10 protein-coding genes are annotated in these 12,934 nt (G+C 75.3%); 3 read left to right on the forward strand and 7 right to left on the reverse strand.

The features are described from left to right. Nucleotides 1–57: 57 nt before the first annotated feature. The 5 genes from CSPHI_RS10945 to CSPHI_RS10965 are packed head-to-tail and all read right to left on the reverse strand — an operon-like array spanning nucleotide 58 to nucleotide 5,141. Nucleotides 58–729 carry a TrmH family RNA methyltransferase gene (locus CSPHI_RS10945; RefSeq protein ID WP_075693264.1) on the reverse strand — a complete coding sequence of 224 codons (672 nt, stop codon included), beginning with the start codon at nucleotides 727–729 and terminating at the stop codon, nucleotides 58–60. Beyond that, a complete protein-coding gene (locus CSPHI_RS10950) occupies nucleotides 726–1,547 on the reverse strand; it encodes a lysoplasmalogenase family protein (protein ID WP_084210394.1) in 822 nt (273 codons plus the stop codon). Before CSPHI_RS10950 ends, CSPHI_RS10945 begins: the two co-directional genes overlap by 4 nt. Continuing rightward, nucleotides 1,547–2,101: an orotate phosphoribosyltransferase gene (pyrE, locus tag CSPHI_RS10955; protein WP_075693266.1), complete on the reverse strand. Its 555-nt coding sequence runs from the start codon at nucleotides 2,099–2,101 to the stop codon at nucleotides 1,547–1,549. Before pyrE ends, CSPHI_RS10950 begins: the two co-directional genes overlap by 1 nt. A gap of 43 nt (nucleotides 2,102–2,144) precedes the next feature. After that, nucleotides 2,145–4,256 (reverse strand): hypothetical protein, encoded by a 2,112-nt coding sequence (locus tag CSPHI_RS10960; RefSeq protein WP_075693268.1) that lies wholly within the window; start codon nucleotides 4,254–4,256, stop codon nucleotides 2,145–2,147. Nucleotides 4,257–4,313: 57 nt separating this feature from the next. Next, nucleotides 4,314–5,141, reverse strand: coding sequence for a sulfurtransferase (locus tag CSPHI_RS10965; RefSeq protein ID WP_075693269.1), 828 nt, complete (start codon nucleotides 5,139–5,141; stop codon nucleotides 4,314–4,316). A gap of 133 nt (nucleotides 5,142–5,274) precedes the next feature. Here CSPHI_RS10965 and CSPHI_RS10970 point away from each other — a divergent pair, with 133 nt between their 5' ends. Further along, on the forward strand, nucleotides 5,275–6,081 hold the full coding sequence (locus CSPHI_RS10970) for an SDR family oxidoreductase (RefSeq protein WP_075693271.1): 807 nt from the start codon (nucleotides 5,275–5,277) through the stop codon (nucleotides 6,079–6,081). Between the two features lie 84 nt (nucleotides 6,082–6,165). Here CSPHI_RS10970 and clpB read toward each other — a convergent pair whose 3' ends face one another. After that, the gene (gene clpB, locus CSPHI_RS10975; protein WP_245803312.1) at nucleotides 6,166–8,760 is read right to left on the reverse strand and encodes an ATP-dependent chaperone ClpB; all 2,595 of its coding nucleotides are present in this window, start codon (nucleotides 8,758–8,760) and stop codon (nucleotides 6,166–6,168) included. A 297-nt stretch (nucleotides 8,761–9,057) separates the two neighbouring features. Here clpB and CSPHI_RS10980 point away from each other — a divergent pair, with 297 nt between their 5' ends. After that, nucleotides 9,058–9,840: an FAD-binding oxidoreductase gene (locus CSPHI_RS10980; RefSeq protein WP_075693275.1), complete on the forward strand. Its 783-nt coding sequence runs from the start codon at nucleotides 9,058–9,060 to the stop codon at nucleotides 9,838–9,840. 9 nt (nucleotides 9,841–9,849) lie between these two features. Here the strand turns inward: CSPHI_RS10980 and CSPHI_RS10985 are convergent, their stop codons facing one another. Continuing rightward, nucleotides 9,850–11,391, reverse strand: coding sequence for an amino acid permease (locus tag CSPHI_RS10985; RefSeq protein ID WP_075693277.1), 1,542 nt, complete (start codon nucleotides 11,389–11,391; stop codon nucleotides 9,850–9,852). Between the two features lie 221 nt (nucleotides 11,392–11,612). Here CSPHI_RS10985 and gabT point away from each other — a divergent pair, with 221 nt between their 5' ends. Continuing rightward, entirely contained in the window at nucleotides 11,613–12,929 is a 1,317-nt protein-coding gene (gabT, locus tag CSPHI_RS10990) for a 4-aminobutyrate--2-oxoglutarate transaminase (protein ID WP_075693279.1), read from the forward strand. Nucleotides 12,930–12,934: the final 5 nt, after the last annotated feature.

Raw genomic sequence — 12,934 nt, forward strand, 5'->3', positions numbered from 1 at the left:
TAACCATCTCAACCACGTTTACCACGGTGGGGGCGGCCCGGCCTCGCGCCGGCCGGCTCACCAGGCCGACCGGGGATCGGCGTGCTCGCGCACCCAGGCGTGCATAGCGATACCCGCGGCCACCCCGGCGTTGATGGACCGGGTGGAGCCGTACTGGGCGATGGACACGGTGAGATCCGCCCCGGCCCGGGCCGCCGGGGTCACCCCCGGGCCCTCCTGGCCGAAGAGCAGCATCGTCTCCCGGGGCAGCCGGGTGGCCTCCAGGGGCACCGAACCGGGCACGTTGTCCACCGCCACCACCGCCAGGCCGCGCTCCCGGGCCCAGGCCACCGCGGCGGCCACGTCGGCGTGGTGCAGCAGATGCTGGTAGCGGTCGGTGACCATCGCCCCGCGCCGGTTCCAGCGGCGCCGGCCGATGATGTGCACCGCCGCCGCGGCGAAGGCGTTCGCGGTGCGCACCACGGTGCCGATGTTGGCGTCGTGGCCGAAGTTCTCGATCGCGATGTGCAGCGGGTGCCGGCGGGCGTCGATGTCGGCGATGATCGCCTCCCGCCGCCAGTACCGGTAGGCGTCGACCACGTTGCGCCGGTCGCCCCCGGCGAGCAGCTCCGGGTCGTAGCGGGGGTCCTGCGGCACCGGGGTCCCGGGATGCTCCTCCGCCCAGGGGCCCACCCCCACCCGAGGCTCGCCCCATTCGGTGGGCCCGGGCCCGGGGGTCGGCGCGGTCACCGGCGACCCCCCTCGGCGCGGGCCTCCTCGGCGCGGGCCAGGCCGTCGACGAGCAGCAGCTGCGCGGTGGCGTAGGTGTCCATCACCGCCGCGTCCAGCAGCCGGGCGGCGGCCGAGCCGGGGTCGGCGAGGGCGGCGCGGGCCAGCAGCAGCCCGTCGGAGAGCAGGAACAGGTTCGCCCCGGCGCCGATGCCGTGCCGGGCGTCGGCCCGCGGCAACGGGGTCGCGGCAAGGTCCGCCGGCCCGGCGCCGGCGAGCAGCGCCCGGTCGTCGCCGAGCGCGGAGCTGGCCGCCAGCACCGCCCCGTAGCCGAGCGCCGCCGGCAGCAGCGCCGGGGCGCGGCGGGCGACCAGCGCGGCCGCGCCCGCCCAGGCCAGCGCCCGCGGCAGCGCCCGCGCCGGGGCGTGCCGGGCCCCGGCCCGGTGCATCAGCCACTGGTGGAGGGCGTGCGCCCCGGCGAAGGGCACCGCGCCCCGGTTGAGGTCCGGGCGCTCCGGCAGCAGCACCAGATCCCCCGCCCAGGCCAGGCCCAGCCCGGTGAGCAGCGCGCCCGCCCCGGGGGCGCCGATCCGGCGGCGCCGGCGCAGCACGGAGCCGGCCAGCAGCGGCATGAGCAGCGTCTTGGACACCCGGCGGGGCCGCTCCAGGCCCAGCGCCGAGGAGGCCACGCAGGTCGCGTGCGCGGCGAGGTAGCCGGCCCGCTCGGGCTCCCGCCCGGCGCGGGCCACCGCCGCCCCGGCGGCCCCGGCCGCGGAGGCCGCCCGGCCGGGCAGATCGGCCCGGGCGAGCAGCCCGGCGCGGCGGTCGCCCCGCGCCATCAGGCCAGGCCCAGGTCGGACAGGCCGAGCAGGTGCCGGTACTCCAGGCCGGCCTCGCGGATCACGTCCGCCGCCCCGGTGGCCCGGTCCACCACGGTGGCCACCCCGACCACCTCGGCGCCGGCCTCGCGCAGCGCGGCGACCGCGGTGAGCGGGGAGTTGCCGGTGGTGGTGGTGTCCTCCACGACGAGCACCCGGGCCCCGGCGACGTCGGCGCCCTCGATCCGGCGCTGCATGCCGTGCCGCTTGGCCTCCTTGCGCACCACGAAGGCGTCGATGTCCCGGCCGGGGGCGTGCAGCACGGCGGCGGCCACCGGGTCCGCGCCGAGGGTGAGCCCGCCGACGGCGGCGTAGTCCCAGTCGGCGGTGAGCTCGCGCAGCAGCGCGCCGATGAGCGGCGCGGCCTCGTGCTGCAGGGTGGCCCGGCGCAGGTCGACGTAGTAGTCGGCCTCCTTGCCGGAGGACAGGGTGACCCGGCCGTGCACCACGGCCAGGTCCCGGACGAGTTCCGCGAGGCGGCGGCGGGCGGCCTCGTCGACGGCGGGTGCGTTCATGGGCTCCTCCTGTGTCGGCGGCGGCCTTCGCCGCCGGGGACGATTATGCCGGGTCGGCGCCGGGGGTCCGCGGCCCGTCCGGATCGGCGGGGTCGTCCACCCCGGCCGGGGCCCCGCTGCCGTCGTCGGCGTCCTCGGGCTCCGCCGCCGGCGCCGCGGCGGCCTCCCCGGAATCGGACCCGGCGTCCGGCCGATCCGCCCCCTCGTCCCCGAGGATCTCGACGTCGACGATCGCGTCCCCGGCGGCGCCGGCCTCCGGGGCGTCGGCGTCCCGTGCGGGCTCGCCGGGGCCGTCGGCGTCCCCGGCCGATTCGGCGGGCGCCGCATCCGCGGCGGCGGCATCGGCGGCGGGGTGCTCCCCCGCCGCGTCGGCGTCCCCGGCGGGGCCGTCCAGGGCGGCGGCGAAGATGTCCGCGGCGGCGGCATCATCCTCCCGGATCACCCGCCCGGCGGTGCTGCGCGCCCGGGTGTGCCCCGGGTCCTCGCCGAGGGCGGGCAGATCCGCGTCGGCCTCGCCGATGCCGCGGAACTCGCCCTCGCCGCGCCGGGTGCCGATGCTGCGGGTGGGCAGCTCCACCGGCTCCGGGGCGGTCTCCGGGGCGGGCCGCCACACCGGGTCCTCCTCCTCGCCCTCGCGGTGCTCCCGCGCCGGGGCGCCCGCGGGCAGCCCGACCAGGTGCCCGCCGGGTTCGCGGTGCTCCTCGGCGTCATCGGCCGCGGGCCGGGTCGGCCCCCAGCCGGCCGGGTCGAGTTCCCCGGTCTCCCCCGGGGTGGGCGGCAGCCGCCGGACGATGTCGGCGAATTCGGCGAGCTGGTCCACCGCCGCGTCCCAGTCCGCGGGACCGGCGCCCTCGGCGAGGGCGGAGATCGCCCAGTCGCCCTCCGCCCACTGGGCGGTGACCGCCGGCGGCATCCGGCGCAGCACCCGGTGCGCCCGGTCGTCGAAGATCCGGTGGATGAGCTCGGGGTCGCCGGCGGAGACCAGCACCCCGTCCTCCACCCCGACCTCCCGGAGATCGGCGCCGCCGTCCCGGGAGAACTCCAGCACCTCCGGTGAGCCCACCGGCCGGCGCAGCGCCAGTACGGTGGTGCCGCCGACATCGGCCAGGTGCATCTCCCGGCCGTGCGCGAACCCGCTGACCACGTCCCGGGCCTGCCCCTCGGGCACCCGGCCCCACTGCCCGGCCAGGGCCGGGTCGGCGGTGGCGAAGCCGGCGTTGCGCTGCGCCGCCCAGGCCTTGCGGGCCCGGCGGCCGCCGGGCGCGGGCCGCAGCCGGCCGGCGATCCCGCCGAGCGCGGCGGCGACGGCCTCCGGGGGCCGCGGCAGCCGCGGCGGGCGGGGCACCCGGGCGGGCCGGCCCACCCGGGGCAGCCGGGGCAGCCGGATTACCCGGGGCGCGGCCGGCGCATCCGGCCCGGTCGGCTCCGCCGGTGCGGCGGGTTCCCCGGCGGGCGGGGCCTCGGCGCCGGCGTCGGCGTCGATGGCCCGGGCCATCGGCTCGGCCACCTGCTCCGGCACCGCGGAATCGGGCACCACCGGCACATGCGGGTCGGTGAGCCACTCCTCGAAATCGTCCTCGCCGGCGGCGGCCGGGGTGGGCCGGATGAGCGCCGGCACCGACTCCGGGTCCGGGTCCTCCCCGGTCCCGGCGGCGGCATCGGCGGCGGGGGCCGCGGGCCCCGCATCGGCTGCGGGGGCGGGCCCGGCGGGCTCCTCCGCCGGCGGGGCGGGGTCGACCGCGGGTTCCGGCTCCGGGGCGGGCTCCTCCGCCGGCTCCGCGGCGGCCGGCGGCGTATCGGGGGCGGCATCGGCCCCGGTCTCCGGAACCGGCTCGGGCTCGGGCAGGGCCTCCGGAACCGGTTCGGGCTCGGGGGCCTCCGCGGCCTCCGGAACCGGTCCGGGGTCGGGGGCCTCCGCGGACTCCGCCGGCGGGGCATCGGAATCGGCCGGGGCCCCCGCATCGGCGGCGTCGGCGGCGCCGTCGCCCCGCGCGGGATCCGCGGTCCGGTCCGGGGCCGCCCCCGGGGGCCCGGCCGGGGCGGCGCCCCGGCGGGCCTCGGCGGCGGGGCGGCCGCGGCGCCGGGAGTCCAGGATGAACAGCGCCACGCCCGCCACGATGAGCAGGACGGCCAGCAGGAGCACGATAGTTTCCATCACCGGCGATTCTATAGGCGCGGGCGCCCCCGGCCCCGGCGCCGCACCGCGGCGGGGCTACTTGCGCACGATCGGGTTCGCCGGATCCCCGGCCCACTGCGACCAACCGCCGACGTAGAGCGAGGCCCCGGGCAGGCCCGCCTCGTGCATCGCCTGGATGAACAGCGCCGAGTGCAGCCCGGAGCCGGAGTACACCGCCACCGGGGTGTCCGCGTCGATCCCGGCCTCGGCCAGGCGGGCCCGGATCCGCTCCGCGGGCAGGAAGGCGGGCCCGTCCATCAGCTCCGCCACCGGGATGCTCACCGCCCCGGGGATGTGCCCGGCCTGCAGGTCCATCCGCTCCCGGATCCCGTCGTAGCGGCTGCGCTGCCGGGCGTCGACGAGCACCCCGCGCCCCGGCCAGTCCCGGACCTCGGCCATGTCCGCCACCGGCAGCCGGCCGGGGCGGATCCGGGCCCCGCCGGACTGGGGCAGGTTACCGGGCCCGCCCGCGGTGGCCCGGCCCTGCGCCTCCCAGGCGGCGAGCCCGCCGACCAGGGTGCGCACCCGGGTCAGCCCCGCCCAGGTGAGGATCCACCAGGCCCGGGCGGCGAAGAGCCCGTCCCCGGAGTCGTAGACCACCACCTCGTGGTCGGCGTCCAGGCCCCACCGGTGCACCGCCTCCTGCACCCGCTCCGGATCCGGCAGCGGGTTGCGACCTCGGGCCCGGTCCGGCACCCCGGCGAGATCGGAGGCCGGGTCGCAGAACAGGGCCAGCGGGATATGCGCCATGGTGTAGTGGTCGTACGCGGCGCGATCGCGGCTCCATCGGGTGTCGATGACCGCGACCCGGTGGACGGAGTTGATGAGGCCGTCCAGGTCCTCGGGGGTCAGGCAAGTGCTCATGTGGCGCAGTCTAGGCACGTTTCCGCCGGTCGGCGATGCCGCGCGGAGGAGCTCACGCCGGGGGCCCGGCTGAGATCCCGGTCACCGCGGCGAAGGGGTTCCGCGAGGTGAGCCGAACCTATACCCTTGCCGCATGACCACGAAGAAGACCGCCCTCATCACCGGCGCGGGCCGCGGCATCGGCCGCCGCACCGCGGAACTGCTGCTCGCCGACGGCTGGACCGTCGGCGTCTACGACGTCTCCGGGGACCAGTCCTGGGCCGCGGACGTCCGCGGCGCCGTGCCCGGCCACCTCGACGTCACCGACCCGGAGAGCTGGGAGGCCGCGCTGGCGGAGTTCACCGCGGCCGCCGGCGGGCTGAACCTGCTGGTGAACAACGCGGGCATCCTCTTCGGCGGGGAGTTCATGGACAACTCCTACAAGGGCGACTCCATGATCGTGGACGTCAACGTCAAGGGGGTGCTCTACGGGGCGCGGGCGGCCTTCCCGCATCTCAAGGCGACCCGGGCCGCCGGCGGGCGGGCGCAGATGGTGTCCATCTCCTCGGCGGCGGCGATCTACGGCACCCCGGATCTCGCCGTGTACTCCACCACCAAGTTCGCCGTGCGCGGGGCCACCGAGGCCCTGGAGGTGGAGTGGCTGGAGCACGGCATCGAGGTCAAGGCGGTCTGGCCGCTGTTCACCAACACCGGGATGCTCGACGGGGTGGACGTCGGCGGGATGCGCCGGATGGGCGTGAAGCTCACCCCCGAGGACGTGGCGCAGGAGATCGTGCGCTGCATCGACCACGACAACCTCGCCTCCAAGGCGCCGACGAAGGTGCATTTCCCGGTGGGCCTGCAGGCCAAGGCGCTCTACGCGGGGGCGCATTTCTCCCCGAACTGGGTGACCCGCTTCTTCAACGCGAAGCTGACCACCTCCCGGAGGGTCGGCATCTAGCAGCCGGGCCCGGACCCGGATCGGCGCGGCGCCCCGGCCCCCTCGGGGCCGGGGCGCCGCCGTGCCGGCGGGTGCGGCGGGGGCCTATTCGGCGGTCACCCGGGGCTCGCCCTCCTCGTCGTAGCCGGTGACCGCGAGATGCTCGCCGTCCTCGGCGACGTGCACCTCCACCCGGTCGCCGTCGCGGACGTCCCCGGCGAGCAGCCGGCGGGCCAGCTCATCGCCGATCGCCTTCTGCACCAGGCGGCGCAGCGGCCGGGCGCCGTAGGCGGGGTCGTAGCCGCGCTCGGCGAGCCAGTCCTTGGCCCCGTCGGCGACGTCCAGGGTGAGCCGGCGCTGGGCGAGCCGCTCGGCGAGCTGCGCGATCTGGAGGTCCACGATCCCGCGCAGCTGGCCGGTGCTCAGCGCGTCGAAGACCACCACGTCGTCGAGCCGGTTGATGAACTCCGGCTTGAACGCCGCCTTCACCGCCGCCATCACCTGCTCCCGGTCGCCGCCGGCGCCCAGGTTCGAGGTGAGGATGAGGATGGTGTTGCGGAAGTCCACGGTGCGGCCCTGGCCGTCGGTGAGCCGGCCCTCGTCGAGGACCTGCAGCAGCACGTCGAAGACGTCCTGGTGGGCCTTCTCCACCTCGTCGAAGAGCACCACCGTGTACGGCCGGCGGCGCACCGCCTCGGTGAGCTGGCCGCCGGCGTCGTAGCCGACGTAGCCGGGGGGCGCCCCGATGAGCCGGGCCACGGAGTGCTTCTCCCCGTACTCGCTCATGTCGATGCGCACCATGGCGCGCTCATCGTCGAAGAGGAACTCCGCCAGGGCCTTGGCCAGCTCGGTCTTGCCGACGCCGGTGGGGCCGAGGAAGAGGAAGGAGCCGGTGGGCCGGTTCGGGTCGGAGACCCCGGCCCGGGTGCGGCGCACCGCGTCGGAGACCGCGGCGACGGCCTCCTCCTGGCCGACCACCCGGCCGGCGAGGACCTGCTCCATGGCGAGCAGCTTCTCGGTCTCGCCCTGCATCATCTTGCCGGCGGGGATCCCGGTCCAGGCGGAGACCACCTCGGCGACCTCCTGGGTGGTGACCTCCTCCTTGAGCATGGCGTCGGCATCCGAGCCGTCCTCGCCGATCTTCTCCTCGGCGGCGGCCAGGCGCTTCTCCAGCTCCGGGATCCGCCCGTAGCGCAGCTCCGCGACCCGGCCGTAGTCGCCCTCGCGCTCGGCCTTGTCGGATTCGGTGCGCAGCCCGTCGAGCTCCTCGCGGACCTTGCGCACCTCGTCGATGGAGGAGCGCTCGTTCTGCCAGCGGGTGCTCAGCTGGGTGAGCTTCTCCCGCTCGTCGGCGAGCTCCTCGCGCAGCTTCTCCAGGCGCTCCGCGCTGGCGGCGTCGGTCTCCTTCTCCAGGGCCATCTCCTCGATCTCCAGGCGGCGCACGATGCGCTCGGCGGAGTCGATCTCCTCCGGGGAGGAGTCGATCTCCATGCGCAGCCGGCTGGCGGCCTCGTCGACGAGGTCGATGGCCTTGTCCGGCAGGAAGCGGGAGGTGATGTAGCGGTCGGAGAGGGTGGCCGCGGCGACCAGGGCGGAGTCGGTGATCCGCACGCCGTGGTGCACCTCGTAGCGCTCCTTGAGCCCGCGCAGGATGCCCACGGTGTCCTCCACGGAGGGCTCGGCGGCGAAGACCTGCTGGAAGCGGCGCTCCAGGGCGGCGTCCTTCTCGATGTACTTGCGGTACTCGTCGAGGGTGGTCGCGCCCACCAGGCGCAGTTCGCCGCGGGCGAGCATCGGCTTGATCATGTTGCCCGCGTCCATGGAGCCCTCGCCGGTGGCGCCGGCGCCGACGATGGTGTGGATCTCGTCGATGAAGGTGACGATCTGCCCGTCGGAGTCCTTGATCTCGTCGAGCACCGCCTTGAGCCGCTCCTCGAATTCGCCGCGGTACTTCGCCCCGGCGACCATGGAGCCCAGGTCCAGGGCCATGAGGGTCTTGCCCTTGAGCGACTCGGGCACGTCGCCCTCCACGATCCGGCGGGCCAGGCCCTCCACGATCGCGGTCTTGCCCACGCCGGGCTCGCCGATGAGCACCGGGTTGTTCTTGGTGCGCCGGGACAGCACCTGCACCACCCGGCGGATCTCCGCGTCGCGGCCGATCACGGGGTCGATCTTGCCCTCCCGGGCGCGGGCGGTGAGGTCGGTGGCGTACTTCTCCAGGGCCTGGAACTGGCCCTCGGGGTCCTCGGTGGTGACCCGGCGGTTGCCGCGCACGCTGGTCAGCGCGCCCTTGAGCGCCTCCGGGGTGGCCCCGGCGGACTGCAGCAGCTCCGCGGCGTCCGCGGCGCCGGTGGCGATGCCGATGAGCAGCACCTCCGCGGAGACGTACTCGTCGCCGAGTTCCCCGGCGAGCTCCTCGGCGGAGGTCAGCGCATTGAGCGCGTCCCGGTTGAACTGGGGGTTGGCGAGGTTCGCGCCGGAGGCCTTCGGGTAGCCGGCGACGAGCTCGCGGGCGCGGGTGAGCACGCCCTCGGGGGCCACGCCGGCGGCGGTGAGCAGCGGCGCGGCGATGCCCTCGGACTGCTCCAGCAGGGCCACCAGCAGGTGGCCGGGCCGGATGTCGGGGTTGCCGGCGGCGGACGCCGACTGCAACGCGGCCTGCAGGGCCTCGTTGGTCTTCGTGGTCGGGGTGAACGACACTGTCTTTCCGTCCTTTCGTCTGTGGGCCGGCTGTTCCGGGCGAACCGGACGCATTGAGCCTTCGCGGCTCAACCACGGCCGCCCATTCTAAGCGTTCACCCCATGCAACGCGCCAAGGGTTGAGTCTGTTCCACTCAAGTAGGGGGTGGCTGGTGATTCGGGTCACTGAAGGACGGTCAGCGCTCCACCCCGGCCGGGGTCGACCCCGGCCGGGGGCGGACGCGGCTGTGCCATCATGACGGGAAACAGGCCGGGCCGGCCCCCGCAGGGTGGCCCGAGACAGCCGAGGAGGGGCCGGTGACCGGCGAGGACGAGAGGCGGGCGGGCACCGCCGTGGTGCTGGAGGCGCAGCGGCGCACCCGCGAGGTCACCGTGGTGCGGCTGCACTGCCCGGACTGCCCCGACTACGCCCCCGGCCAGCACCTGGAGGTCACCGGCCCGGGGCTGGGCGGGCTGCGCCGCCGGCTGAGCCCCGCGGTGCCCGCCAACCCGGAGGGCCTGCTCGAGTTCCACATCCGGGTGGTGCCCGGGGGCCGGGCCTCGAGGATCCTGGCCACCGCCCGGCACGGCGACCACTGGCGGATCAGCGGCCCCGCGGGCGGGCCCCCGGCCGGCTTCGGCGCCGCCGACATCGGCCGGCACCACCTGGGCCTGCTGCCCCGGGACATGCTGCTCATCGCCGGCGGCACCGGCCTGGCCCCGCTGCGCGCGATGATCCTCGCCGCCGCCGAGCACCGGGACCCGCCCCGGATGCACCTGGTGCTCGGGGCGCGCACCCCCGGCGGCCTCTACGATCTGCGCACCATGACCGAGCTGTCCCGCAGCCTCGGCTTCCTCACCCTGGACACCGCGGTGGAGGACCGCACCGAGGACCGCTTCACCTGGCCCACCGCCTTCTGCCGGCACCATCTGGCGCCGCTGGCCCGGCGCGGCCGGGCCGTGGACGTCGCCGCCCGCACCGGCGCCTGGCGGCGCCGCCGGGTGCTGCTCGCCGGCTCCCCGGCGATGATGCGCGGCACCGCCGCCGGGCTGATGCGCGCCGGCGCCGACCCGCTGGCCATCGCCGCCATCGACGGCTGAGCCGGCCGGCTAATCCCGCGGCCGGGCCCGCGATGACGACGCCCCCTCCAAACGGGTCCGCGGCCAGGGGGTCTCGTAGACCCGGCCCGGCGAGTAGTCCTCTGCGTCCACCCCCGGCGGCAACGCCGCGGGCAGACCCTCGTAGGAGCCGCGGATCCCGGTGCGCTGCAGGAATACCCCGATCGCGACGAAAACGGCCAGCGAGATCAGCGACTGGGTGAACTCCGCCCGGGTCTCCGGGCGTAGGCCCATCGCCACCAGGATCACCACGATCAGCACGGTGACCAGGGCGGGTACCAGGGGATAGCCGAACATCCGGAAACGCAGACCGCCGCGGTCGGCGAGCTCGCGCTCCAGCAGGGGGCGCAGCCGCAGCTGGGAGACCCCGATGAACACGTAGACGAAGAGCACCACCGCCCCGGAGGAGTTCACCAGGTAGAGGAAGATCGTCTCGGGCCACACGTAGCCGGCGGCGACACAGGTGAAGCCGACCAGCGCGGAGAAGAGGATCCCGCCCATCGGCACCCCGCGGGCGTTGACCCGGGTCATCCACGCCGGCGCATCGCCGTTGCGGCCCTGGGTGAAGATCATTCGGCTGGCCGTGTACAGCCCCGCGTTGAGACAGGACAGCACCGCCACCAGCACGATGAGGTTGAGCAGATCCGCGGCGAAGGGAACGCCCATCGCGTCCAGGGCGGTGATGAAGGGCGAGACCCCGGCGATATAGGAGTCCCAGGGCAGGATGGTCACCAGCAGGGCGGTGGAGATCACAAAGAAGGCGAGGATACGCACCACCACGGTCTGCGTGGTGCGCCGGATCGCCTCGGCCGGGTGCGCCGACTCCGCGGCGGCGATGGTGACCAGCTCTGCACCGGTCATGGAGAAGATCACGGTGACCACGCCGACGAAGATGGCGCCGACGCCGTTCGGGGTGAAACCGCCGTGCAACCACAGGTTGCCGACCCGGGCGGGTTCCCCGGCACCGGTCCAGGCGCCGAGGGCGTAGGCGACACCGGCGAGGATGAACGCGGCGATGACCACGACCTTGATCCCGGCGAACCAGTACTCGGCTTCGCCGAAGCTTCGCACGGAAAGCAGGTTCACCGTGATCATGACCACCAGCACGGTCACCGCGGTCACCCACTGCGGTATCCCGGGTGCCCAGCGTGCGATCAGCTCCCCGCCGACGACGGCCTCGATGCCGACCACGATCACCCAGAAGTACCAGTACAACCAGCCGGTGGCGAAACCCGCCCAACGCCCCAGGGCCATCCGCGCGTAGTCGACGAAGGAGCCGGTGGAGGGCCGGGCTACGGCCATCTCGCCGAGCATTCGCATCACCAGGTAGACCACCCCGCCGGCGAGCATGGTGGTCAGGATCGCCGCCGGCCCGGCGACCACGATGAGCCCGGAGAGCCCGACGAAGAAGCCGGCGCCGATGGTGCCGCCCATGGAGATCATTGTCAGGTGCCGTTTGGAGAGGTCCGGCTGCAGCTCCCCGGTGGCGCAGGGCGGTGGGCTGGTCGCGGTGCGGTTGGTCGGCTCGGTCATGGGGGCCTCCTTCGCGATCCCGGGGCACCGGGCCCCGGGGAGTCAAATGTGATGGGCGCCACAGTAATTCCGGCCCCCCGGACCGGGAATCGACGGATCGGCGATTTCATTTCGCTTCTCTCACCAATATGTCGATGGCGGAGCCCCCCTCCCGTCCGCACAGTGTGTTCCAGACCACATCCACCGCCCCCGACCGGGGCCGCCCGAGAAGGAGTGCGCCCATGACCGCATCCGGCGACATCGCGCAAAGCCACCACCTGGCCACCGCCATCCCCGGACCCCGCTCCGCCGAATTCGCCGCCCGCGCCCGCCAGGCACTCCCCGCGGGCCTGCGCTCCACCCAGCCGGCCTGGGCCGAGCGCGCCGGCGGCGGCATCGTCGTCGACGTCGACGGCAACCGGCTCATCGACCTGGCCAGCGGCATCGCCACCACCACGGTGGGCAATGCGCACCCCCGGGTCGCCGCGGCGGTGGCCGAGCAGGCCCGCCGGCTGACCCACACCTGCTTCCTCAACCAGCCCTACCCCGGCTACCTGGAGCTGGCCGAGCGGCTCAACACGCTGACCCCCGGCGACCATGCCAAGCGCACCGCGCTGTTCTCCACCGGGGCGGAGGCCCTGGAGAACGCGGTGAAATACGCCCGCGCGCACACCGGACGCAGCGCCGTGGTGGTCTTCGACCACGCCTTCCACGGACGCACCGCGCTGACCATGGCGATGACCGCCAAGGCCGACCCCTACAAGCGCGGCTTCGGCCCCTTCCCCGCCGAGGTGCACCGCGCCCCCGCCCCCGGCGCCGGGGTGTCCGCGACTGCGGCACTGGCCGCGATGCGCGCCCTGGTCGACGACCAGCTCGGGGCCGACCACGTCGCCTGCCTGGTGATCGAGCCAATCCGCGGCGAGGGCGGGTTCATCGTGCCCCCGCCGGGCTTCCTCGCCGAGCTCACCGCCTTCTGCCGCGAGCGCGGCATCCTGCTCGTCGCCGACGAGGTGCAGACCGGCATCGCCCGTACCGGCGACCTCTTCGCCTGCACTCACGAGGGCATCGTCCCGGACCTCATCACCACCGCCAAGGGCCTCGGCGGTGGCCTGCCGATCGCCGCGGTCACGGGCCGAGCCGAGGTGATGGACTCGGCGCACCCCGGCGGCATCGGCGGCACCTACGCCGGTAACCCGGTGGCCTGCGCCGCGGCGCTCGCGGTGCTTGACATCGTCGCCGAGGAGGACCTGTGCGCCGCCGCCCGCCGGATCGGCGAACGCGCCCATGCGGCGCTGTCCGCCGCCGCTGCGGACAACCCGGCGATCGCCGAGGTCCGCGGTCGCGGCGCCATGATCGCCGCCGAGATCGTCGACCCCGCCGACGGTTCCCCGGACCCGGGGCGCACCACCGAGACGGTGCGCCGCTGCGCCGCCCGCGGCGTGATCGCGCTCACCGCCGGCACCCACGGCAACGTGATCCGGCTGCTGCCCCCGCTGACCATCGGCGCCGACCTGCTCGACGCCGGCCTCGCCGTGCTCGTCGAGGAGCTGGCCCGCTGAACCCG

Source organism: Corynebacterium sphenisci DSM 44792, from assembly GCF_001941505.1.
Lineage (GTDB): Bacteria > Actinomycetota > Actinomycetes > Mycobacteriales > Mycobacteriaceae > Corynebacterium > Corynebacterium sphenisci.

What these genes read in the sequence shown, in the direction of transcription:
- CSPHI_RS10950 (WP_084210394.1), bottom strand. Translation starts at nt 1,547, where the DNA reads ATGGCGCGGGGCGACCGCCGCGCCGGGCTGCTCGCCCGGGCCGATCTG.
- pyrE (WP_075693266.1), bottom strand. Translation starts at nt 2,101, where the DNA reads ATGAACGCACCCGCCGTCGACGAGGCCGCCCGCCGCCGCCTCGCGGAA.
- CSPHI_RS10960 (WP_075693268.1), bottom strand. Translation starts at nt 4,256, where the DNA reads ATGGAAACTATCGTGCTCCTGCTGGCCGTCCTGCTCATCGTGGCGGGC.
- CSPHI_RS10965 (WP_075693269.1), bottom strand. Translation starts at nt 5,141, where the DNA reads ATGAGCACTTGCCTGACCCCCGAGGACCTGGACGGCCTCATCAACTCC.
- CSPHI_RS10970 (WP_075693271.1), top strand. Translation starts at nt 5,275, where the DNA reads ATGACCACGAAGAAGACCGCCCTCATCACCGGCGCGGGCCGCGGCATC.
- CSPHI_RS10985 (WP_075693277.1), bottom strand. Translation starts at nt 11,391, where the DNA reads ATGACCGAGCCGACCAACCGCACCGCGACCAGCCCACCGCCCTGCGCC.
- gabT (WP_075693279.1), top strand. Translation starts at nt 11,613, where the DNA reads ATGACCGCATCCGGCGACATCGCGCAAAGCCACCACCTGGCCACCGCC.